The sequence below is a fragment of the Pantoea sp. X85 genome, assembly GCF_029623675.1.
In the GTDB taxonomy this organism is placed as follows: Bacteria; Pseudomonadota; Gammaproteobacteria; order Enterobacterales; family Enterobacteriaceae; genus Pantoea; species Pantoea leporis.
This window is the reverse complement of the sequence record NZ_CP121109.1, coordinates 534205-555379: the sequence shown is the minus strand read 5'-3', so window position 1 is coordinate 555379 and position 21175 is coordinate 534205. Positions and strand designations below refer to the sequence as shown.

Genomic DNA, 21175 nt, shown 5'->3' with positions numbered 1-21175 from the left:
GCTGGGTTGTTTACAGCGTATCTGAGTCACTGATTGGGCGTAGGGTCGCCATTTATGACGTAATGTTTGTCAGTTAAGCCACGAAACCTCTCATCACCCAGAGCACATATTGTAGCGGCGCAATTTATTGCGCGATAAATCGCGCCGCTACGGAAGGTGCGGTGATTTGATACGACGCTTAACTGAGCGGCATTACGTCATTTATGGCGACCGGTTCACTACCGATTTACAGATCGAGCTGGGTTTTCAGCTTCGCGATCTCCTCACGCCACTGCGCTTGCAACGCGGGTTTCTGATGCTTCGGCTTACGCGCCAGATCCTCATCCAGTTTGCTTTCCACCTCTAATAACGCCAGCAGCAAAGCATCTTCATCCAACGCGTTTTCCGTCGCCGCAGGTGCAACAACCTCAGACATGGATATCACCTGTTCAGCACGCAGGCGCTCGGTCACCGCGTCAAAATCGTGCCACTGGCTGAGTTGCTGGTCCTCTATCAGCCAGAAACGATTGCAGCTGTTGGCGATTAACTGACGATCGTGCGACACCAGCAACACCGCGCCCTCGAACTGATTCAGCGCCTCCGCCAGCTCCTCTTTCCCTACCATATCCAGATGGTTAGTGGGTTCATCGAGCAGCAGCAGTGAATAGCGCGCCAGCGTCAGCCCCACAAAGAGTAAACGCGAGCGCTCGCCGCCGCTCAGTGATCCAATCAGCTGCTGGTGACGCAGATACGGAAAACCCGCAGCGATCAACGCCATCTTGCGCTGCTCATCGCTGAGCGGCGCAAAATGCGCCAGCGCATCACTTAGCGTTTCCGCATCGTGCAATTGATGCAGACTTTGATCGTAATAACCGAGGCGCGCGCGGGGATGAAAAAGCGTGCTATCTGCTTGTTGAAATTCACGCCACAAATGGCGCAGCAGCGACGATTTACCGCAACCGTTGCGGCCAACGATCGCTACGCGATCGCCACTTTTCACCTGCAGCGTTGGTAGTGAAAACAGTGCAGGTGCGTCATCGGCTGGCCGAATCGACATCTGCGGCAATGCCAGCACGCGATCGGCGTCCAGCGCTTCACCTTGCAGCTGCAGCCGCCATAGCGATCCTTCGCTCAGCGTGGTTTGTGCTTCTTTCAACCAATTGGCGCGTTTCTCCATCTGCTGCGCTTTGCGCGACAAACCTTCGTTATCGTAAGTGCGGCCCCAGATCGCCAGACGTTTGGCGCTTTTTTCGACGCGTTCGATCTCTTTCTGCTCGGCCTGATAACGCTGCGTGTCAGCCTCATCCTGCTCGATCAGCGCCTGACGCGCCGCGCTGCAGGGCAGACGGAAGAATAGCAGACCGCGATCGCGCAGAATCCAGCTGCAGTTAGTCACCCGATCGAGCAGGGTGCTGTCATGGGAAACCAGCACGAAGCTGCCGCTCCAGCCGTTGAGGAAATTCTCCAGCCACAATAGCGTCGGCAAATCGAGGTGGTTGCTGGGTTCATCGAGCAGCAGCAGATCCGGTTGCAGGATCAGCGCACGCGCCAGCAGCAGGCGCATATGCTGACCGCCACTTAGCGTTGCGGCAGTTTGCGTTTGTTGCTCAGCGGTGAAACCCAGGCTGCCCAGCAGCGCTTCGGCGCGCCAGCGATCGGCTTGTTCCGGCAAGCGCGCCATCACGCCATCCAGCAGTGACGCGTTGTGCAGTTCTGTTGGCAGATGCTGCTCGATGCGCGCCAGTAAACAGTGATTAGCCGGCGTAACGCTGCCGTGGCTGGCTTCCAGTTCACCACTGAGAATTTTCAATAAGGTGCTTTTACCGGTGCCGTTATCACCCAGCAAACCGATGCGATCGCCTTTTTTCAGGCTGAAATGGATATCGTGAAATAGCGTGCCGAAGGCGTTATCGAAACCGACAGCGTGGGCGGACAGTAAAGTGCTCATGTGCTTACTCATAAGTTGCAGGCGCAAAAAGGCCCGACGTCAGAAATCGCTGACGACAACCCGGTAAGCCGGAGGAAGGGATTAGATTTTCAGTTAACTTCGCTCAGGACGGATTATCGCAGCACGAGTGCGGAAATGCCTGAACGCGGCCAATTACTGTAGAAGTGTGAGTAAATAAACAATTCACACAGTGGCATAGTAATCCTCCTTAGTTATCAGTGGGTGAATAAGTGAGCTGATGATAGTAAGGGAAATGTCTGTTTTCCAGTGAAAAGTACCGGGAGTGTGGCACAGATCGCTATGACCTATCGGGCGCGCGGGACAAATCGACCTCTTATTAGCTGAAGACTTTCTTACATATAGGACGCAGCGGCTACCGTTGTTAATTTGAATTAAGAACATTGAGCGAAGAAATGATTCTATTCAGCTTATTGCTTAGATGCGTTTTTTGCTTTTTATGAGTGCCGAACTGCCCTAAATGTAAAGGAAATTCAGTGCTTGTCAGTTTTTGTCCCGAAAATTCGTAATTAACGCCACGAAAAATCCTAAAATATCCTTATTAAGGCTAGGTTTAGCTGGACTGCGTTATCTTTTTAAATAATTGATTGTAAAGTGATATTTATGTTTTGCAGATATATTTGCTATTTTAAAGTGAATTTTAGCTAAATATATTTTTGTGAATTTTTTGTTTTATAACGCGATAGATAGAAACAAAAAATAAACATCCAGGGTTTTAAACTTATAAAATAACAATATATGAATTTTTATGCTGATTTTTATGTAATAAGTGGTTTTTTGCTTTAATAAATTAGTCCCATTGTCACATTTTCTCCATTTTAATAACATTTCATTGCATCAGATGAACACCAAAACCTTTCGAATGGAGAAGGCGCCGACATGGAAATGGGAACGATAAACTTCTAAGGAGTCTTTGTGCCTTGTGTCTCTGACGAGCTTCTGTATGGATACACGATTTTCAATCATCTTGAGTATCGGCTTTTAACAAGAACGCTTATCAATACCAAGAATGGACGTATTAAAAGATTCGGTAAGACGAAAGCGAGACTGTTCGAATATCTCCTTGCGGGGATGGATAACGACATTGTCTTCGATAATGACATCATCGTACACGTTTTTGAAGATTATGGACTGCGGTGCTCGAAATCCTATTTATTGTCCATGATGAAGAAAATCCAGCACGCGTTTAATAGCGTGGGATTTGAACGATACCCTTTTATAAGAATGTATGGGAAAGCGTACAAAATCGACTGCGATTCTTTAGAACGCATATATGTTTTCAGACCTTCTTCACAATGACGATGATAAATTTATAAGGAATAAATTTTGACAGCGCTATTGGTTTTTTCACGAAATTTTGCCATAGAGCAGGCAGTTACTTCATTAACCTTAGCCAATGGAAAAGTATTTTATTTCGATAGCCGGTTGGAATTTTTAGTAAGTGCGACCGTCCTGAGTAAGTCCTACATTCTTATCGATACAATAGGAGAAAGTAGCGAAAACATTCGGTGGATCTATTATCGGCTTGAGGAAAGGGGATTATTATCGCTAACCTATTTTATTGCACCAGAAGAAAATGCAGATAACGTTTTCTTAAAATCATTCCGACTTGTCACCTCGCTTAAAGATCTTAAGCAATTGTGCGAGCGCGCCTCTAAATTCCGGGCGGCGGAAAGTTCATGCGTATTAAAAGACGTGTTGTATCAGAGGCTATCGACGCGACTGTCGAATGAACATTTGAACTTTCTCCTGAAGGTTTATGATAAATCAACGCGCCAGTATCGAATTAGAAATAAATGCGAAGTTAATAAGAATTACTATTTGCGAAATCGTCTGGCGTTAGGCAGCGGTCTGGAGATGAAGCAGCTTATTTTACTTTTATCATCGCAGAGCCCGAGGTGCTCATAGATAAATAACGCCCAATTAATGCCTTGAATAAAAACTTTAATTTAGCGGCACTGTTCCGCCCTTACTGCGCAAAAGTTTCTTTTGCGCAGGTACCTTTAATCCTGAGGATAAATAGCTATGCAAATGAAGTTAAGTAATCTATTTCGAAATTTAGTTGCGGCCGCAGCCGTTTCTGGAATAACTTTTTCCGCCAGCGCAGCAGATGGAAAAATCAACTTTACTGGCACCATTCTGGATTCTGCCTGTACGATCGATACTAATACGGCTAATCAGACCGTCAACCTCGGCAAAATACCGAAAAGCTCGTTTAACGCGGCCGGAGCCGTTGCTGCCGCAACCCGCTTTAGCATTGTGTTGAACAATTGCCCTGCTGCGGTTACCTCTGCTTCCATTAAGTTTGATGGTAATGCGGATAGCTCCGACACCAATATTCTTGCGCTGAACAGCGGTCAAACGGCGAAAGGCGTTGGTATCGCGTTTTATGAGGAGGATGGCATCACTGCGATTCCGCTTGCTACACAATCTAAGAGCATCACTCTTGACACCAGCGCAGGCGAAGAGCCCTCCAACAGCAATAAAATGACCTTCGTAGCGAAATATAAGGCGACCCAGGCCGCCGTTGTTGCGGGAACAGCAAACGCAACGTCAGATTTTACCATTACCTACCAGTAATACGCCGGGCGTACCTGAGGTGCGCCCTATTGCCTATTGCTGAAATGTCGGAAATTTATAATGAATCAACTAATTCGAACGATATTATTATCAGGCGCCTGCATAATCTCTTTAACGTGTCAGGCCAGCATAACCGTCGGGGGAACGCGATTAATTTATAATGCATCTGAAAACGAAGCCTCACTCCCTGTGAGTAACACTCAGGATGGTGTTCCCTATTTAATTCAGTCATGGGTTGAGTTAAGTGAAAATTCAGAGGGGCAGGTTCCTTTTATCGTCACGCCGCCGCTTTTTCGTCTTGATGCTGGCCATGAAAATACGCTGCGGATCATTTATACCGGCGAAAAGAAGCTACCTGAAAATCGCGAATCAGTTTTTTGGCTTAACGTTAAGTCTATCCCTTCAATGACCCGGTCAGATGAGAATCGGTTGCTCATTGCCGTTAAGACGCGCATGAAGCTTTTCTACCGGCCAGCATTACTGGCGTCAGAATTAGCAGGTGAGGCATGGGAGAAATTAAAGTTTGAGCCACGTGGTGAACACCTGCTGATTATCAATCCTACGCCGTTCTACGTTTCTCTTTATTCATTAAAGGTTGGTGATAAGTCTATTTCTCAGCCACCAATGATATCACCTTTTAGTTCTGAAACGGTGGCCGGCATTGGAAAGCAGGTTACCTGGAAAGCCATAAATGACTTTGGTGGAGTAACGACAGAAAAACGCCAAGTGCTGAAGTGAAGAATATTAACAATACGCTAAGTTACTCGCGCAGGTAAGCAAGGTGAATACTGTTTCTTTTTCTCAAAATGCAATTTTCTATGGATCGGGGTCTAACTGCGTATGTCGACTCTCGACGATAGCATTTTTATTGTCGGGCATTTTTCCCGCAGCCGCAGACGATGTTTATTTCATGGCCGATGCACTTGAAAAAACACACTCAACATCCCAGGACATTGATCTGAGCCGCTTCGAGCGGGGAGAGCAGTTACCCGGCACCTATAGGGTGGAAATATGGCTTAATGAAAATTATATCCGGACGGAAAATGTCTCTTTTGTCCCTGTGAAAGGGTTTGGGCTGGCGCCCGAGCTTAATCGTAGAGTGCTGGAATCATTTGGTGTCAGGGTTAAGGCATTTCCTGAATTAGCCATGCTGCCGGCTGAAGTTATTATTACTGATCCCGGTGCATTTATACCGGATGCCACCACCCGGCTGGATTTTGACAAGCAGAGACTGGATATCTCAATCCCTCAATCTGCGCTTAATACGCGGGCGCGCGGCACTGTTGACCCTTCGCTCTGGGATCAAGGCATTTCTGCACTGCTGGTAAATTACAGTATCAATGGCTCGCGCAACTGGAGCCGATACGGTGAGACGCAGGAGCAGTTTTACACCAACCTGCAAAGCGGTATTAACGTGGGGCCATGGCGCCTGCGTAACTACAGCACCGCGACGAAGAACAACGGAAAGCAGTCGTTTTCGTCGCTGAATACCACCCTGAGCCGCGACGTCCAGTTTTTGAGAGGGCAGTTTCAGGTGGGTGAAACCAGCACGCCAGGTGACGTGTTTGACAGCGTGATGTTTCGCGGCACGCAGATTTTTTCCGATGACACCATGCTGCCGGAGAGCATGCGCGGTTTCGCCCCCATCATTCGAGGGATCGCTCGCACCAACGCCACGGTTACAGTGAAGCAAAACGGTTACACGGTTTATCAAACCTACGTGGCGCCCGGCAGCTTTGAAATTCGCGATCTCTATCCCACATCGGCGAGCGGCGATCTGGAAATTGTCGTCACCGAAGCCGACGGCAGCGTCCAGCATTTCGTGCAGCCTTTCTCAGCGGTTCCCGTCATGCTGCGGGAAGGGCGCATAAAGTATGCGCTGAGCGTAGGTGAATACCGAACCACGAAGCATGGCGCGCTAACGCCTTCATTCGGCCTGGGCACGCTCGCCTATGGCCTCAACAATAATCTCACGTTGTACGGCGGCGTCCTGGGGGCAAGCAACTATGCGTCAGGTGTATTCGGTACCGGCCTTAGCTTTGGCGATATAGGTTCGCTCTCGGCAGACATCACCGCTGCCGAGAGCCAACTCGTTGATGAGAAAAACCGGCGCAGCCGGGGACAGTCGTATCGTGTGCAATATTCAAAAACGGTGGCCGCGACCGATACCACCGTGACGCTCGCCAGCTATCGCTACTCCACGGAAGGGTTTTATACCTTTCAGGAGGTGAATGAATTCAGCAGCCAGCGCTACAACAAGCGAAGCCGACTGCAGCTCAACCTTAGTCAGTCGCTGCAAAGTTGGGGAAATTTTTATATTGCGGCTTACCAGCAGGACTATTGGAGTAAACGGGGCTATGAACGCAACGTCAGTACCGGCTTTAACACCAGTATCAGCGATATCAATTATTCACTTGGCTACACCTATAGCGAAACGCCAGGCAAAGACCGTAAGGACCAGATTATAGCCTTTAGCCTGCAGGTTCCTCTGAGCAAATGGCTATCGCAAAGCTGGGCCAGCTACAGCGTGAATATGCAAAAAAACGGTCCTGAAACGCACCAGGTGGGGCTGAGCGGCACCGCGCTCGACGATAATAACCTGAGCTACATGGTCCAGCAGGGCTATACCTCGTCGGGCGGTGAATCGAGAAGCTCACTGAGTGGAACCTACAAGGGCGGCCACGGCACCGTGAGCGCGGGCTACAACCAAAGCCGACAGAACAGTCAGCTTAATTTCGGCCTACAGGGGGGGATTATCGGCCATGAGCATGGCGTGACGTTCTCTCAGCCGTTAGGAGATACCGTAGTGCTACTGGAGGCACAGGGCGCATCCGGCGTGAGGGTGCGCAATAACCCCGGCGTTAAAACGGACTCGCGCGGATACGCCGTGGTGCCTTACGCCAGTGCCTATCAGGAAAACCGTATTGCATTAGACACCGGTTCGCTGGGGGCAGACGTGGATGTGGCCGAGTCGGTGGTCAACGTTGTGCCTACGCGCGGCGCGGTGGTGCGCGCTACGTTCAATACGCGAACGGGGCGGCGCGCCCTAATAACGCTGATGTATCAGAATTCGCCTGTGCCATTTGGCGCGACGGCAAAGCTCAACGAAAGCGATGCGATGAGCATTGTGGGGAGTGATGGTGAGGTTTATATGAGCGGCCTGAATGACGGTGACGGCATTACGGTACAGTGGGGAGCGAAAACCTGCCGCGCCAAAATAACCCTAAACGCGTTACCGGGTAAAATCCACCGTACTACTGCAGTATGTCGCTAAATTTCTCATTGCCTTGATTCGCATTATTAACTTGCGAGAGAAGGCCTGCGCCTTGCTTAAATGAAGGAACATAAGATGTCCACCGTATTTAAAATTTCGATAGCTGCGATGGTTAGCGCTATCTCACTGAATGCCTTTGCGCTGTGTTCTGCAAATGACGTAGCGGTCAACTTTGATAACAATATTATCGTTCAGCGAGATGCGCCCGTCGGGACGGTATTAGCCACGATAACCACGAGTAATGCCATGCAATGTGACCCTGAGGGGCAGGTCATTGGATATGATGGCTCGTGGTTTATTCAGCTATCGGGGACGAATGCGGATTATGGCGCCTCGCCGCTGGCCAACGTACGGGCAACGGAGGTCCAGGGCATTGGCATCCGGTGGAAAAACTTTTCCAGCACCACCGGAACCAGCGAATTTGTCACCAGATTGAACCTCAATAACGCGAGCTGGAGGCGAGGGATCCTTCAGAATGGCGTATCAACCTTCACGGATACCTTTGAGCTGATCAAAACGAGTACCACCCCGGCGACGGGCTCAATACCCGCGCTGACGCTAAATATGGAATACAGTACGCCGGTCAGTAATAACATTACTCGCCTGCCGCTTTATAAATATATATTTTCGCCAATCAATATCAGCACCGCATCCTGTCAGATTGGGGATAGTAATTTGAATATTAATATGGGAATTGCGCTGATGCCGAAGTTTACTGGCGTGGGCAGCATCCAAAATCCGGTAACGTTTTCCATACCGCTTATTTGTAGCGAACAGACCGCAGTAAATGTGACGCTGGATAACGTCAGCCCGCTTGCCGATCCTGCCAACGGAGTCTTGGGATTAAACAGTAGCTCGACAGCAAAAGGTTTGGGCATTCAGCTGAAGTACAACGATGTGCCCGTTCAGTTCGGCAAGCTTATTAAATACGGCACGACGACCTCGCCAGGAGAGGTCGTCAATATTCCCTTCAAGGCCGCGTATTACATGACCTCAACCAATGCACGCTCAGGATCGTTGAGCGCCACGGCGTCTTTTACCATGACCTATCACTAACCAAAATTGTTTATAATGGCGCGCTTATGACGTAACCAAGAGAAATTTTAGTCACGAGATAGATAAAATTCGCTATCTCTTCATATAGCGCAAAAGCTTATAGCGACTCAATAAATGTGACAAACATCATTAGCGCTGATGCTGTGCGCTACGGTTATTAACTGGAAACAGATTAGCCCACTATTTCTTCGCTATTTACTCGGTTGATACCCTATCCACATCGCTATTATCCTCTGAAATAAAAATTATAGATTTCGGCGTGATGCGTCACGTGACCTCAGGGACAATCATGTTTCGTATAGCCGGCTTGACTACGACGGCTGCCGCTTTACTTAGCTCACCTGATGCCCGAGCGCAACTGTCACATACCTGACTGGATGCTAATACCGAGTAGAAGGACGGTACCCGATTAGATAAGCCTTTTATTTTATTCGGTCTTCACACCCATATATATCGTATTGAGTCGCTTTCTAAATAATATTGGATCGTGTTCCAGACATATTCGCGCTAACGAATTTTTAGCGCGCTCTGATACGATTTTTCTATCGCTGATAATTTGCAATATATAGGTTTTAAGCTGAGATATGATGGCACTTCTCAGAGAGGTTTTGTCACTTACTGATGCCACCGTCAGCTCCAACATCGGATTCAGGGGGCAGCGAATCAGCCAGCCGGCATTTTCCGGATTGATTTCCGGCAAGGCTCTGACATTCGTCGTTATTACCGGGCAGCCGCAGGCCTGCATTTCCAGAACGGAAAAGCCGTATGTCTCCTGCCATGTGGGCAGCAGCCCGACATCAGAGGTCTTAATCAACGCCAGTACCGCGTCGTTGGTCAGCGACGTATAGTGCTGGAATAGAGGGCATTCACGAAGTGTATCCTCCACGCTTCTTCTAAATGCGTCATCATCCTGGAACGCCTGGTGAGCCACGTTATGCGTTTTGCCAGGATCACCAACCAGATTTACGCGTACGTCGTTCACACTTATCAGGTTTTCCCTTAATAACTGGCTAAAGGCTAGCACAACTTCTGCCCCTCCTTTGCGATAGAACTCCTTGCCCACGAAGGTAAAATTCAGCGGACCTCTTTCAACCAGAGCATTTTTTTCCTGCAGTACCGGCTGCGGGGGATGCAGTACGTGCAGTTTGGGCCCGATGATAGCCTGCTCCCTGGGAAAATGTTCCAGCAGCCGCAGTTGGATCTGTCGTGTGGCTTCTGAGATAGCGATGATACCTTTGCAGCGCGGAGAGCAGACGTACCGGAGTTCCCGCGCCAGCTCGGGGTTGGCAAATTTGGGTATTCCCTCTACGGGAAGAACACGGGGCAGTTCGGTTTCAAAGGTCGCTACCCAGTCGCCTGGTCCCGAAGAAACTTCGTTAAAAAGGTGGATAATGTCCGCATCACCTGAAGACATCAGGGGCAGCGGTCGAAAAATAAAGAGTTTATTTTTATGCAATAAGCGCCGCCTTATAACGTTGATCCAGGTCCAGATATTTCTGGGACGGTAATCCAGATAGCGATTTCCAGGGTCTGTAATGATGTTTCTCTTTTCCGGGTAGCCGTTTCCACCGACGATAATCTTCATTCTTCCCCCTGCTGGCGAGTGCAAAAAATTAACAGAATTAATTTAAATGTCCTCGTTATTGAGAGGATAAAAGAGTATTTGGGTTATGTAAGGCTATGGTTTTTCAGATAAGCTCTGAATTCATCTTGATTATTCAGACTGTTGATACCAGAGCAAAATCTGCTTTTTGCAACGCTTCCCGACATTTCTAATTATGCACGGCCAAACAGCAAAAATACGTGTATTTGCTGGTGTTTAATCGATTTCCAGAAAACGTCGGGAGGGGGAGTGCCAATGTTGATTAAAGTTTCAGGTTGCTAAGAAGCCTTTATTTACTTCAGGCTTAATTAACAGCGGGCGAATGAGAGAGATGATGATATTGACAGGTATACATATTTTCCATTGAAAACCTTTTAAATTCTCAATGTATCAATAACCGCGCGCAAAGCGGGTGACACATTGCGGTGCGGATAATAGAGAAATGACGCTTCCAGAGTAACCGTTGCCGTTTTGCTGAGCCTGTGGGGAATGCTTGCGACAGCCGCGCCAACCGGATGGTGGACATGGCTCGCGCGGACGCTACCCGAAGATGCAGAGGCAGGTGGTGGTCTGATGGTTGCTGTCATCCAACTCTCCATTGCGCTTGGATCAACCGTTGGGGGTTTGATTTTCGACAGTCTGGGTTGGCAAAGTGCTTTCGGCTTGAGTGGTTTATTACTTCTTGGTGCGGTAGTCATGACGTTTCACACATCACGTCTAACATGAATCGCAGGCGCTTTAATCATAGAATAAGGCGCAGAGGCCGCTGATTAAAGCACCGTCTTAAATGCCGAACTGATTCTGCTCTGAGGATTGATACATGACCACCTTTCATCAACTTAATGCCATCAGCTTGCAAGGCCAGCCCATCTCTATGGCCGATTACGCCGGGAAGCTGGTTCTGGTGGTGAATACCGCTAGCCATTGTGGATTTACTCCTCAATATGCAGGCCTTGAAGCGCTCTACAAGAAGTACGCGGACAATGGGCTGATGATATTGGGTTTCCCCTGCAATCAGTTTGGCAAGCAGGAACCTGGCGGAGCCGATGATATCGCGCAGACCTGCCTCATCAACTACGGTGTGAGCTTCCCGATGTTCGAGAAAGTCGAAGTTAACGGCGCCGCAACGCACCCCGTATTTCGCTACCTGAAAGCCGAATTACCCGGTGTGTTGGGCGGGCGGATCAAATGGAACTTCACAAAGTTTCTGATCGGACGCGACGGCAAACCGATCAAGCGATTTGCACCGATCACCAAACCAGAAAAAATGGAAGCGACGATCCTTACTGCGCTGGAAAACTAATATGCATTCCGCCATGCTTGATCCAAATTGTGCGAGCTATCACAATTAATACAATTTCTTTTGGTTTGCCGCGCGGGTTTACTCGTTAAACATCCCTCAGATGTCACGGTTTGTGACATGATAAGCGTCATAATTGAATCGTCAGGATGTTTGAATAGATGTTTAACGCCAGAAAACTATCAACCTTAAATGCCCTCGAAAGCAGCGTGCATAATTACATTATTAAAAACATCAATGCCGTTATTTATATGACGATAAGAGAGCTAGCTGATAATTCTGGCGTATCTACCGCGACTGTTCTGAGATTCTGTAAAAAAATGGACTTCAAAGGTTACTCAGAACTCAAAGCCAGTATGAAGTTGCACCTGAATAAAAATAGCACATTACTGATTCCTCATGGAGCTGAGGAAATATTGACCTTTTTTAAAAGCATCAGAAACGATGAATTTGATGAGATGATCAACCAGGCGGCTCAATACATTCGTGATGCCGAACGGGTGTTTTTTGCTGGCGCAGGCAGCTCTGGCACGCTTGGCAGGTATGGTGCGCGTTTCTTCTCTAATGTAGGCAAGTTCAGTAATCACATTGATGATCCCTATTATCCGGTGAGTACCGATATGGTGCAGAGTTCAGTGGCTATCGTGCTTTCTGTCTCTGGCGAAACTCCCGAAATATTGAAGCTTGCCAGGCAGTTTGTTATTCACAAGTGCAAAGTGATTTCTATTACCTGCAACCCGGATTCAACACTGGCAAAACTTTCTGACTTTATTGTTCCTTACCATGTTTCTCGCATTTTGATTGAAAGCGAATACGATATTACCACTCAGGTTCCGGTCATTTTTATTCTTGAATCGATAGGCAGAAAACTGGTGGTGAATAATGTCAGCGATATGTCACGCGGTGTGACATTTTTGTAATTAGCGACCCATTATAACATATTGTGACCTCGTGACATTGCCGGGATGATTTTCTACCATTGCCGGAATTAGTCCGCTCCTGACGGACTGAATTCCCTCTGGCAATGGAAGAAAACCATGGCAATAGATTATGCGGATTCTGCGAAAGAGATCGTTAGACTGATAGGTAGCGATAATAATGTGATAAGTGTGACACATTGCGCTACACGTCTGAGGTTTGTGCTGAAAGATTATTCTCTGGTCGAGGTTGAATCACTAAAGCGGGTAAAAGGCGTTATCACCGCGATGCAGGCCAGCGGCCAGATGCAGGTGGTGATTGGCAATCACGTTGGTGATGCTTATCGCGAAGTGCAGAATCTACTCACTTTCGACGAAAGTACAGCGGTACCACCGCCTAATGTCGGTATGGTTAGCCGCATTATGGATATCATCTCCAGCATATTTGCGCCTTTTCTCTATCCGCTGGCAGCCTGCGGTGTGCTTCAGGGCATCATCTCGCTGCTGACCGCCATCGACCTGATGGATCCGGCAAGCGGCACTTATCGCATCCTTAACTTCGTTTCGTGGACCGGCTTTACCTTCCTGCCCGTGATGGTGGCGTTTACCGCCGCCAAAAAATTTAATGTCAATCCGTTCACAGCGGTTATCTCCGCCTGCGCGCTGGTGTCGCCGGATTATCTGAATATGTTGACGGCCAACAAAATCCTTAACGCTAACTCAGCCGATCCCGCAGTGCAGGCTTTGATGAAGGGCGCGGTCGAAAATCCCGAGATTACAAAGGTAATGGTGCAGATCGTTGGCATTCCGCTTGATGCCGCGCCGCTAACCTTTATGGGGCTGCCGGTAGAGTATTTGAGTTACACCTCGTCGGTAATCCCCATTATTTTGATGGTGTGGGGCATGTCGTATGTACAGCGTTTCTTCGAGCGCCTGCTTCCGATGGTGATACGCAACCTGTTCACGCCAATGTTCTGCCTCGCCATCATGGTTCCGTTCACGCTTCTGGCATTCGGTCCGATCGGCAATATGATCGGCGGCGCCATCGGTGGCGTCTACAACACCCTTTATCATCTCAGCCCTGCCATTGCCGGATTTGTGGTTGGTGCCTTGTGGATGCCACTGGTTACCTTGGGCGTGCATTGGGGCATCACGCCAGTGACCGTCGGTAACTATGCCACCCTGGGCTACGACACCTTTACCGGACTGCAAGCCTCCGCGGTATTCGGTATGGCGGGTGCGGTGCTGGGCGTATACCTGAAGGCGAAAGACGCTGAGCTTAAGCGCATGGCGCTCTCTGCGGGTGTAACGGCGCTGTTCGGCATCACTGAACCCGCCATTTACGGTGTGGCTCTGCGTCTTAAACGACCGATGATTTGTGGCTGCCTGGCGGGCGCTGCCGGCGGCATGATCGCCGGGGCTTTCAACGCGGTTTCATGGAGTTACTGCATTCCCGGCATTGCCGTCCTGCCGGTGTTCTTTAAAGAGGGGCACATGACGCAGTTCCTCGGCTTCCTGGTATCCATATTCGTCGCCTTCATATTGGGTATGGTTTTCTCCTGGGTCGCGGGATTCAAAGAAAACAGTCAACCTGACGTTCGCTCTGTGCCGCAGCCTGGCACCCTCTGATAAATAGAGATACAGATTATGAATAAGCCATTTCCAGAAAATTTCATGTGGGGCGGCGCTGTTGCCGCTCATCAGGTCGAGGGAGCCTGGGATAAAGGCGGTAAAGGCCCGAGCATAGTCGATGTCCTGACCAGCGGGGCGCACGGTGTTGATCGCGTCATCACCGCCGACATTCAGGATGACTGCTTTTATGCCAATCACGAGGCATCAGACTTTTACCATCGCTATCCTGAGGATATCGCGCTGTTGGCAGAAATGGGCTTCCGCTGCTTCCGCACCTCAATTGCCTGGTCGCGTATTTTTCCACGCGGCGATGAAGCCGAGCCGAACGAAGAGGGGTTGCGTTTTTACGATGCGCTATTCGATGAGCTGCTGAAATACGGGATTGAACCGGTAATTACGCTGTCCCATTTTGAGATGCCAAACTTCCTGGTCACCGAATATGGCGGCTGGAAAAGCAGAAAGGTTTTGGACTTTTTTGTCCGCTTCAGCGCGGTGGTTATTGAACGCTTTCAGCACAAAGTAAAATACTGGATGACCTTCAACGAAATTAATAATCAGCGCAACTGGAAAACCCCGCTGTTTGGTTATTGCTGCTCGGGCGTTATTTTCACCCACGAGCCTAATCCTGAAGAGTGCATGTATCAGGTTCTGCACCATCAATTTGTGGCGAGTGCTCAAGTGGTTAAGTTGGGACATGAAATTAATCCTGCACTACAAATTGGATGCATGATCGCCATGGTGCCGCTCTATCCGTTTTCCTGTCATCCGGATGACGTGATGTATGCTCAGGAAGCGATGAGGGAGCGATTCCTATTCAGTGACGTGCACATGCGCGGTCATTATCCGGCTTATATTCTCAATGAATGGCAACGCAAGGGATACCACATTGCAATGGAAGTCGATGATGCGCAGATCCTGCGGGAAGGCTGTGCCGATTATATCGGGCTGAGCTATTACATGAGTAATGCGGTCAGTAAAGAAAATGCCGGCAGCGGGACGGCGCTTTCAGGCTTTGAAGGCAGCGTACCGAATCCGCACGTTAAAGCTTCAGATTGGGGCTGGCAGATCGATCCGGTTGGGCTGCGTTATGTGCTGAATATTCTTTATGAGCGTTACGAAAAGCCGCTATTCGTGGTGGAAAACGGTTTTGGTGCCATCGACAAAATGGATGAAAAGGGCGAGATCAATGATGACTACCGCATCGATTACCTGCGGGCGCATATTGAACAGATGAAGAAAGCGGTGACCGAAGATGGCGTCGATCTCATGGGATATACCCCTTGGGGATGTATTGACTGCGTATCTTTCACTACCGGCCAATACAGCAAGCGCTATGGCTTTATTTACGTAAATAAAAACGATGATGGTAGCGGAGATTTTTCCCGCTCAAAGAAGAAGAGTTTTGACTGGTATCGCCGGGTCATTGCCAGCAACGGCGAAAAACTCTAGCGAAATATGTGCGACAGGGATGTCGCACATTGAGATCCTTATGGCTTCTCTTTTTCTTCTTCAGCCGGAATCAGCGGTTCATCAATAGCGATGGATGAATTAGATTTCAGCAACTGAATATCCAGAATCACGTAGGTCATGGTGGTGATGAACAGTGAAATCACGCTGCCAATCACGCCGCTGGTGGTGAAAGTGAAATAGTTATACATCACCACCCAGGTCACACAAATAAACAGCGCTAGCGCAACGTTAATTGCCGATTGCGAATAATTCGTGGTGCGTGATCCCATTTCATTAATTTGCCGACTGAAATTCACGCCGCTGTATTTCTCCAGCACAAAAATTCCCTGTTCCCAGTTACGCAAGCGTCGAGCGCCGCTGCGAGTCAGAAATACGTACAGCAGCGAGATGAATAAACCAGAAAAAGCAATCAGTACCGGCACCGCTTCCAGCGCGTAAGCGAGGCTTTTATGGCTCGATGCCTGCGGCGTGAGATCCAGCGTTAACGACGCACCGAGTGCGGCATATAAAAATACAAACAGTAGCAGAAACAGCGCGTTGCGGCGCCAGTCGAGGTCGGCTTCGTGATTCTTCTGCTGTCGTGCGCTGTGTAGCGCCTGCTGTAATAACGTGGCATCGGTGGATGCGGTGTCAATACTCTCAATCTCTTCACCCAACAAACGGTGAATAAACGGCTGATCGGCCGGTTCAATGGTGATGCGCATAGATTTCTCGGTGACGTAACGATCAAAGGCGTCAGTGTAACGTAAATCGTCTGGCGCGCGCAGAATCTGCGAGTAAGCGCGCAAATTTTCATCTCTGTTTCGGCTCGGGTTGCACATCATTTATACAATTAATGCGCGGTTATTACTGACCGCGCAAATGACGACGGAGTAACGAGCTATGTCGTATGTAGATGGTTTTGTCGTAGCGGTGCCGGAAGCTAATAAGGAGGATTATCGTGCCATGGCGGCTAAAGCCGCGCCGCTGTTTAAAGAGTTTGGCGCCACGCGTGTTGTCGAGTGCTGGGCAGACGATGTTCCCGAAGGCACGCAGACCGATTTTTATCGCGCGGTAAAAGCCGAAGAGGGCGAAACGGTGGTGTTCAGCTGGATCGAATACCCATCGCAGGAAGTACGTGACGCCGCCAATGCCAAAATGATGTCCGATCCGCGTATGAAAGAGATGGGCGAGAATATGCCGTTCGATGGTAAGCGTATGATCTATGGTGGATTCGCGATTTTGCTGGAGGCGTAGTTGAGTATTTGCAACTGCAGTGAATCGTAGCGGCGCAATTTATTGCGCGATGAATCGCGTCGCTACGAAATGCACGGTGATTTGATGCGGTACTTAATTGATCGGCCTTACGCGATTTGTCGCGCTATTTTTTTAATCATTGTGTGTCTCTTACTTCTATTGTGCGCAATTAATTGCGCCGCTACGATAGGTGCTGGAATTATTCACCCTTTACAAGGAGTCACTATGCTGGATATCACGCACTTTCCGCTTTTCCTCGCATCCGTATTTCTGCTGTGTATTACACCGGGACCGGATTTAGCTTATGTCGTAGGACAAAGCGTAGCGAATGGACGACGTAGCGGTGTGATATCAGCGAGTGGCGTAGCGCTAGGAAGTTGCACGCATGCCATTGCCAGCGCCGTCGGTTTGACGGCGCTAATTACCGCTTCGCCACTGTTATTTACGGTGATTAAATATATTGGTGCGGCGTATTTAATTTATCTGGGCAGTAAGATGGTGTGGGAAACCTTTTTTAGCCGTGAAGAAGAGAAAACACCGCAGGCTGAAATTCCACGCTCTAATACGCGCAGCTTATTAGTTCGCGGTTTTATTACATCGATTACCAATCCAAAAGTATTGCTGTTTTTCATCTCCTTCTTCCCACAATTCGTGGTAGTTGATGGCGATCATCATGCCAGCTCGTTTCTGTTGCTCGGCCTGACGTATGCGGTTGTGGGTTTAATGACTGACGTGATATTTGCTCTGGTTGCTGGCAGCGCGGCTAGCGCGGTGTCGCGCAATGTGATGTTGCAGAAATTGCTTGATCGTGTGGTGGGCATCACCTTTATCGGTTTAGGCGTACGCCTGGCGCTGACGCGTCGTTAACAAATTCGTCTCAGGAACAACGGCCAGCGATTGGCGCTCGCGGATTATTCGGGTAACGTGGAATGCTTAACTTTGTTACCTACAAATAATTACCGCACGCTAAGTTGCAGGAGAGTCATTTCATGGCCGTTAATTCCACTATCGTCGGCATTGTCAGCGATGAGTTCATCAACCCCCACACCGTAAAGCTGCTTAATGAAGTCACGCGCCAGTTGAATGAGCGTGGTTTTATTACGCTGCTGCTGAATGCGAATTCCCGCGAAAGTTTTCAAAGCGCGCTGCGTAATGCGGCGCAACTTCCTGTCGGCGGCTTGGTTTTTCTGACTTCGCTGTTTAGCGATGAACTGAGTGTGGCGGCCGAGATTCTGCCGCAGACGGCAACGGTTCATCTCAGCCACAGCGCCAGCGCGGATGCTAACGTTGTGATTGCGGATGGTTATGACGCAGGCGAAGAGATGGGATTGCTGCTGCTGTCGCAAGGTCATCAACGTTTCGGCTTTATGCACAGTCAGGAAAATAGCGCGCCGGCGCGCCAGATGGACGGTTTTGTCGCTAGCCTGCAAGCTGAACAGAAAGAACTGAATATCGAGCTCTCTGCCGGTGGCAACGATCGCGAACTGGCTTATCAGGCAATGATGGCGTATTTGAAGAAAACGCGCGCCGCCGAGCGCATCAATGCGCTGTTTTGCGAAAGCGATGTGTTGGCGTTCGGCGCGTTACAAGCGGTGCGCGACTTCGCGCAAGGCGCACATGTTGCGGTGGTGGGTTTTGATGATGTCGATGAGGCGCGCGCGTCAACCTGGCATCTCACCAGTTGGGCGCAGCGACGGGATTTGCTGGTGGCCGAAGCGCTGAATCGTTTGCTGGAAAACCGTGCCGACGCCAGTAACGCCTGGCAGCAGGGCGAAATGCAGGTGCGCCATTCGCATCACGGCAAACATGTGCCGGGCGAAATGTCGCAGTGCGGATGTGCGATTCGGCATTAATCGCCTGCAGCAGGAAGGATAATCGGATGCTCTGGCTCATCGCCAAATACGCCATAACCGCTGGCATGGTAGTGCTGATATCTGAAGTGGCTAAGCGTAGCGATCGCCTTGGCGGGCTGATTGCCGCACTGCCTTTGGTGACGGTGCTGGTGCTGATCTGGATGAAGCTGGAAGGCCAAAGTCAGGCCAAAATTGCCAGTCACGCGTGGTACACCTTCTGGTATGTGGTGCCGACCTTGCCGATGTTTGTCGCCTTTCCATTTCTTTATCAACGCCTCGGATTCTGGCCGACGTTGTTCGCGAGTTGCGTGCTCACCATCTTGCTATTTCTGCTTTGGGCCACGCTGCTCAAGCGTTTTGGTATTGAGTTGATGTAAGTTTATTAGGATAACGCTTCACCAATATCCGATCTTGCAATGCATCCATCTGCATTTCAGGAATAAGCTAAGTCAGCAGGCTGCTCTCGGCGAAAGGCGATCCTTCCGGTCCAGTGTGGCGCGGTGGCGCGCGAAGAAAACAAGCGTGATGTGTTTACATTGAAAAACAAAAGGGCGAACGCGGATCAACCAGCATTCGCCCAACGTTTAGTGCTTGGTTCCATTACCTGAACCGTCACGATTGCGGAAAATATGCGTCACGTTATCGGTGTTTTTGATCGCAATTCCGCTCTGCTGCGGGGTTTCGATATGATTCATCACTTCCGACATCGCACGGCTAAGCGCTTGCTGGCGCGGCGGATCGCGTTCAATCGAAGCCATCACGCGCAATTTATCAAGCAGCGCGCGAGTAGAAACCGGGCCGGATTTTTTCAGCAACTGTAAAATCGCATCGCCCATGATGATGTCGGTGAGCCGTTCTTCATCACTTCTGTACATATATTCTCTCTGATTACCGCGGCAGACCTGCGGCAAATAACGAAGTGGATTCAGTCTAACCAGTAGCTGAATGAGGCGGAAACCACTTGGTTAATTCTCAGGCCAGCGGCGCCTGATTTAGGCTTCTCGTTCTACGGAAAACATCAGGCCGATTAATTGCTGATAGTGAATTTCCGCTTCAGTACCGCGTGCTTGCTCCATACGGCACAGCAGCTTGGTGCATAGCGTTTTACGGCTTAACGTTCGGCCTGAACGCAAGATCTCGACCACAATCTGCCCCAGCGTTTCCTGCTGCGAAGGCAATGAGGCTTCTTTAAAGTAGCGTGCAATAGCTTCCGACGCTGTGGAAAAGTTACGATCCTGACGCATGGTTCCATCCTCAAGGTTGACGTATAACTTTAGCCATCAAACTTATACAAGTTTAATTAATATGTACAGGAATATGGCGAATCAGTTGCGTAGTCATTTGGCCAGAAGTGCTAATTTATTGTTAACAATCACTTAATGAACAGGTCAGGGAGGTTGAGTGTATTTCATACAATGCTAAGTGATGAAGGCTGTTCTTGAGTATATGTATTGCACTTAGTACAATAGGTTTTCATGCCAGGACAAGGAGAGTCCTCATTAAGAACGGAGGGAACACATGGCAATTTATGTCTTAAAGCCATTCGATAGAAACACCAAAGGTGACGCTATCAATAGTGCAAAATTATGCAAAGCGGCGCTGGAAGTCATGGCAGGGATTTATGAAGCCAGTTTCGGCAGGGGAGTTTACAAGAAGCGCATTCCTTTAGTTGCTGGAAAAAGTGGCGGGGCCCGGGCGGTTGTAGCCTTTAAAACTGAAAAACATCTTTTTTTCGTCAACGGCTATGCTAAATCCGCATTCAAAAGTAGTGGTCGAGAGATATCTGAATCTGATCTCGCTCTCTACAAGGAAGTGGCCAAACAACTGTTTGAAATGACATCAGAACAAGCAAAAGTAGCCATCAATACTGGCAAGATGCGTGAGGTAAAATGTGATGGTTAATCATCTGAAAGATTTACAAGAGATCGCCAGGGATTTTAATGAAATTGGCGTGGTCACCGATGAGCTAAAAGAAAAAATTGATTCTCGTGTGAGATTGCGTGAATTGCGCGCTTCGCTACCTGTCCTGCACATGATGTCGGGAGATGAAATAAATCAGTTACGTCAACGTTATAATCTGAGCCAGGCGATGCTGGCCGCCTACGTCGGCATGTCAGTGGGGACGGTAGTGAAGTGGGAACGAGAAGAGAAAAAACCTAACGGAGCAGCACTGCGATTGCTCAATCTTATCGAGCGAAAGGGGTTGGAAGTGCTGCAATAATGCCTGTCAGTTGAGGGTAAACCGGTCGCCATGAATGTCAGCGTGGCGAGATTTTATAGGGTGCGCATTCATGCGCACCTGAATATCA

20 protein-coding genes and 2 pseudogenes are annotated in these 21175 nt (G+C 49.1%); 16 read left to right on the top strand and 6 right to left on the bottom strand.

The window, feature by feature from the left end; genetic code table 11:
* Positions 1-226 precede the first annotated feature (226 nt).
* Positions 227-1927: an ATP-binding cassette domain-containing protein gene (locus P6287_RS22150; protein ID WP_277975046.1), complete on the bottom strand. Its 1701-nt coding sequence runs from the start codon at positions 1925-1927 to the stop codon at positions 227-229.
* Positions 1928-3271: 1344 nt separating this feature from the next.
* On the opposite strand from P6287_RS22150, the gene P6287_RS22145 reads away from it, so the two are divergent.
* The 5 genes from P6287_RS22145 (at position 3272) to P6287_RS22125 (ending at position 8855) form a co-directional block, all read left to right on the top strand.
* Positions 3272-3853, top strand: coding sequence for a hypothetical protein (locus P6287_RS22145; protein WP_192234689.1), 582 nt, complete (start codon positions 3272-3274; stop codon positions 3851-3853).
* Positions 3854-3970: 117 nt separating this feature from the next.
* Positions 3971-4525, top strand: coding sequence for a fimbrial protein (locus P6287_RS22140; protein WP_110866798.1), 555 nt, complete (start codon positions 3971-3973; stop codon positions 4523-4525).
* Positions 4526-4585: 60 nt separating this feature from the next.
* Entirely contained in the window at positions 4586-5263 is a 678-nt protein-coding gene (locus P6287_RS22135; RefSeq protein ID WP_192413142.1) for a molecular chaperone, read from the top strand.
* A gap of 43 nt (positions 5264-5306) precedes the next feature.
* Positions 5307-7799, top strand: a complete 2493-nt coding sequence (locus P6287_RS22130) for a fimbria/pilus outer membrane usher protein (RefSeq protein WP_277975045.1) — start codon at positions 5307-5309, stop codon at positions 7797-7799.
* Between the two features lie 75 nt (positions 7800-7874).
* A complete protein-coding gene (locus P6287_RS22125; RefSeq protein ID WP_225614492.1) occupies positions 7875-8855 on the top strand; it encodes a fimbrial protein in 981 nt (326 codons plus the stop codon).
* Between the two features lie 427 nt (positions 8856-9282).
* Here the strand turns inward: P6287_RS22125 and P6287_RS22120 are convergent, their stop codons facing one another.
* Positions 9283-10440, bottom strand: coding sequence for a glycosyltransferase (locus tag P6287_RS22120; RefSeq protein WP_277975044.1), 1158 nt, complete (start codon positions 10438-10440; stop codon positions 9283-9285).
* 392 nt (positions 10441-10832) lie between these two features.
* A pseudogene (locus tag P6287_RS22115) lies at positions 10833-10913 on the bottom strand (hypothetical protein); the annotation flags it as partial.
* Between the two features lie 7 nt (positions 10914-10920).
* Here P6287_RS22115 and P6287_RS22110 point away from each other — a divergent pair.
* The 5 genes and pseudogenes from P6287_RS22110 to P6287_RS22090 all read left to right on the top strand — a co-directional run.
* A pseudogene (locus tag P6287_RS22110) lies at positions 10921-11184 on the top strand (MFS transporter); the annotation flags it as partial.
* Positions 11185-11278: 94 nt separating this feature from the next.
* Positions 11279-11761 (top strand): glutathione peroxidase, encoded by a 483-nt coding sequence (locus P6287_RS22105; protein WP_192413138.1) that lies wholly within the window; start codon positions 11279-11281, stop codon positions 11759-11761.
* 158 nt (positions 11762-11919) lie between these two features.
* Positions 11920-12678: a MurR/RpiR family transcriptional regulator gene (locus P6287_RS22100; protein ID WP_110866807.1), complete on the top strand. Its 759-nt coding sequence runs from the start codon at positions 11920-11922 to the stop codon at positions 12676-12678.
* A 117-nt stretch (positions 12679-12795) separates the two neighbouring features.
* Entirely contained in the window at positions 12796-14304 is a 1509-nt protein-coding gene (locus tag P6287_RS22095; protein WP_277975043.1) for a PTS transporter subunit EIIC, read from the top strand.
* A gap of 15 nt (positions 14305-14319) precedes the next feature.
* Positions 14320-15756 carry a 6-phospho-beta-glucosidase gene (locus tag P6287_RS22090; protein WP_277975347.1) on the top strand — a complete coding sequence of 479 codons (1437 nt, stop codon included), beginning with the start codon at positions 14320-14322 and terminating at the stop codon, positions 15754-15756.
* A 38-nt stretch (positions 15757-15794) separates the two neighbouring features.
* Here P6287_RS22090 and P6287_RS22085 read toward each other — a convergent pair whose 3' ends face one another.
* Positions 15795-16565: a hypothetical protein gene (locus tag P6287_RS22085; protein WP_277975042.1), complete on the bottom strand. Its 771-nt coding sequence runs from the start codon at positions 16563-16565 to the stop codon at positions 15795-15797.
* Between the two features lie 94 nt (positions 16566-16659).
* On the opposite strand from P6287_RS22085, the gene P6287_RS22080 reads away from it, so the two are divergent.
* From P6287_RS22080 to P6287_RS22065, 4 genes are all read left to right on the top strand, one after another.
* Complete coding sequence (locus tag P6287_RS22080) at positions 16660-17013, top strand: DUF1428 domain-containing protein (RefSeq protein ID WP_192234707.1); 354 nt, start codon at positions 16660-16662, stop codon at positions 17011-17013.
* A 225-nt stretch (positions 17014-17238) separates the two neighbouring features.
* Complete coding sequence (locus tag P6287_RS22075) at positions 17239-17880, top strand: LysE family translocator (RefSeq protein ID WP_277975041.1); 642 nt, start codon at positions 17239-17241, stop codon at positions 17878-17880.
* Positions 17881-18002: 122 nt separating this feature from the next.
* Positions 18003-18866 (top strand): substrate-binding domain-containing protein, encoded by an 864-nt coding sequence (locus P6287_RS22070; protein ID WP_277975040.1) that lies wholly within the window; start codon positions 18003-18005, stop codon positions 18864-18866.
* Between the two features lie 26 nt (positions 18867-18892).
* A complete protein-coding gene (locus P6287_RS22065; protein ID WP_277975039.1) occupies positions 18893-19243 on the top strand; it encodes a DUF3147 family protein in 351 nt (116 codons plus the stop codon).
* A gap of 207 nt (positions 19244-19450) precedes the next feature.
* Here the strand turns inward: P6287_RS22065 and P6287_RS22060 are convergent, their stop codons facing one another.
* Positions 19451-19741 (bottom strand): hypothetical protein, encoded by a 291-nt coding sequence (locus tag P6287_RS22060; protein WP_101761585.1) that lies wholly within the window; start codon positions 19739-19741, stop codon positions 19451-19453.
* Between the two features lie 117 nt (positions 19742-19858).
* The gene (gene ycgZ, locus P6287_RS22055; protein ID WP_110866812.1) at positions 19859-20110 is read right to left on the bottom strand and encodes a regulatory protein YcgZ; all 252 of its coding nucleotides are present in this window, start codon (positions 20108-20110) and stop codon (positions 19859-19861) included.
* Between the two features lie 274 nt (positions 20111-20384).
* Between ycgZ and P6287_RS22050 the strand changes: the two genes are divergently transcribed.
* Positions 20385-20768: a type II toxin-antitoxin system RelE/ParE family toxin gene (locus P6287_RS22050; RefSeq protein ID WP_192413132.1), complete on the top strand. Its 384-nt coding sequence runs from the start codon at positions 20385-20387 to the stop codon at positions 20766-20768.
* The gene (locus P6287_RS22045) at positions 20761-21087 is read left to right on the top strand and encodes a helix-turn-helix domain-containing protein (protein WP_137387307.1); all 327 of its coding nucleotides are present in this window, start codon (positions 20761-20763) and stop codon (positions 21085-21087) included. The genes P6287_RS22050 and P6287_RS22045 overlap by 8 nt, the downstream gene beginning before the upstream one ends.
* Positions 21088-21175: the final 88 nt, after the last annotated feature.

What these genes read in the sequence shown, in the direction of transcription:
- P6287_RS22125 (WP_225614492.1), top strand. Translation starts at nt 7,875, where the DNA reads ATGTCCACCGTATTTAAAATTTCGATAGCTGCGATGGTTAGCGCTATC.
- P6287_RS22095 (WP_277975043.1), top strand. Translation starts at nt 12,796, where the DNA reads ATGGCAATAGATTATGCGGATTCTGCGAAAGAGATCGTTAGACTGATA.
- P6287_RS22150 (WP_277975046.1), bottom strand. Translation starts at nt 1,927, where the DNA reads ATGAGCACTTTACTGTCCGCCCACGCTGTCGGTTTCGATAACGCCTTC.
- P6287_RS22140 (WP_110866798.1), top strand. Translation starts at nt 3,971, where the DNA reads ATGCAAATGAAGTTAAGTAATCTATTTCGAAATTTAGTTGCGGCCGCA.
- P6287_RS22080 (WP_192234707.1), top strand. Translation starts at nt 16,660, where the DNA reads ATGTCGTATGTAGATGGTTTTGTCGTAGCGGTGCCGGAAGCTAATAAG.
- P6287_RS22100 (WP_110866807.1), top strand. Translation starts at nt 11,920, where the DNA reads ATGTTTAACGCCAGAAAACTATCAACCTTAAATGCCCTCGAAAGCAGC.
- P6287_RS22050 (WP_192413132.1), top strand. Translation starts at nt 20,385, where the DNA reads ATGGCAATTTATGTCTTAAAGCCATTCGATAGAAACACCAAAGGTGAC.
- P6287_RS22070 (WP_277975040.1), top strand. Translation starts at nt 18,003, where the DNA reads ATGGCCGTTAATTCCACTATCGTCGGCATTGTCAGCGATGAGTTCATC.
- P6287_RS22120 (WP_277975044.1), bottom strand. Translation starts at nt 10,440, where the DNA reads ATGAAGATTATCGTCGGTGGAAACGGCTACCCGGAAAAGAGAAACATC.
- P6287_RS22065 (WP_277975039.1), top strand. Translation starts at nt 18,893, where the DNA reads ATGCTCTGGCTCATCGCCAAATACGCCATAACCGCTGGCATGGTAGTG.
- P6287_RS22060 (WP_101761585.1), bottom strand. Translation starts at nt 19,741, where the DNA reads ATGTACAGAAGTGATGAAGAACGGCTCACCGACATCATCATGGGCGAT.
- P6287_RS22075 (WP_277975041.1), top strand. Translation starts at nt 17,239, where the DNA reads ATGCTGGATATCACGCACTTTCCGCTTTTCCTCGCATCCGTATTTCTG.
- P6287_RS22045 (WP_137387307.1), top strand. Translation starts at nt 20,761, where the DNA reads ATGGTTAATCATCTGAAAGATTTACAAGAGATCGCCAGGGATTTTAAT.
- P6287_RS22135 (WP_192413142.1), top strand. Translation starts at nt 4,586, where the DNA reads ATGAATCAACTAATTCGAACGATATTATTATCAGGCGCCTGCATAATC.
- P6287_RS22105 (WP_192413138.1), top strand. Translation starts at nt 11,279, where the DNA reads ATGACCACCTTTCATCAACTTAATGCCATCAGCTTGCAAGGCCAGCCC.
- ycgZ (WP_110866812.1), bottom strand. Translation starts at nt 20,110, where the DNA reads ATGCGTCAGGATCGTAACTTTTCCACAGCGTCGGAAGCTATTGCACGC.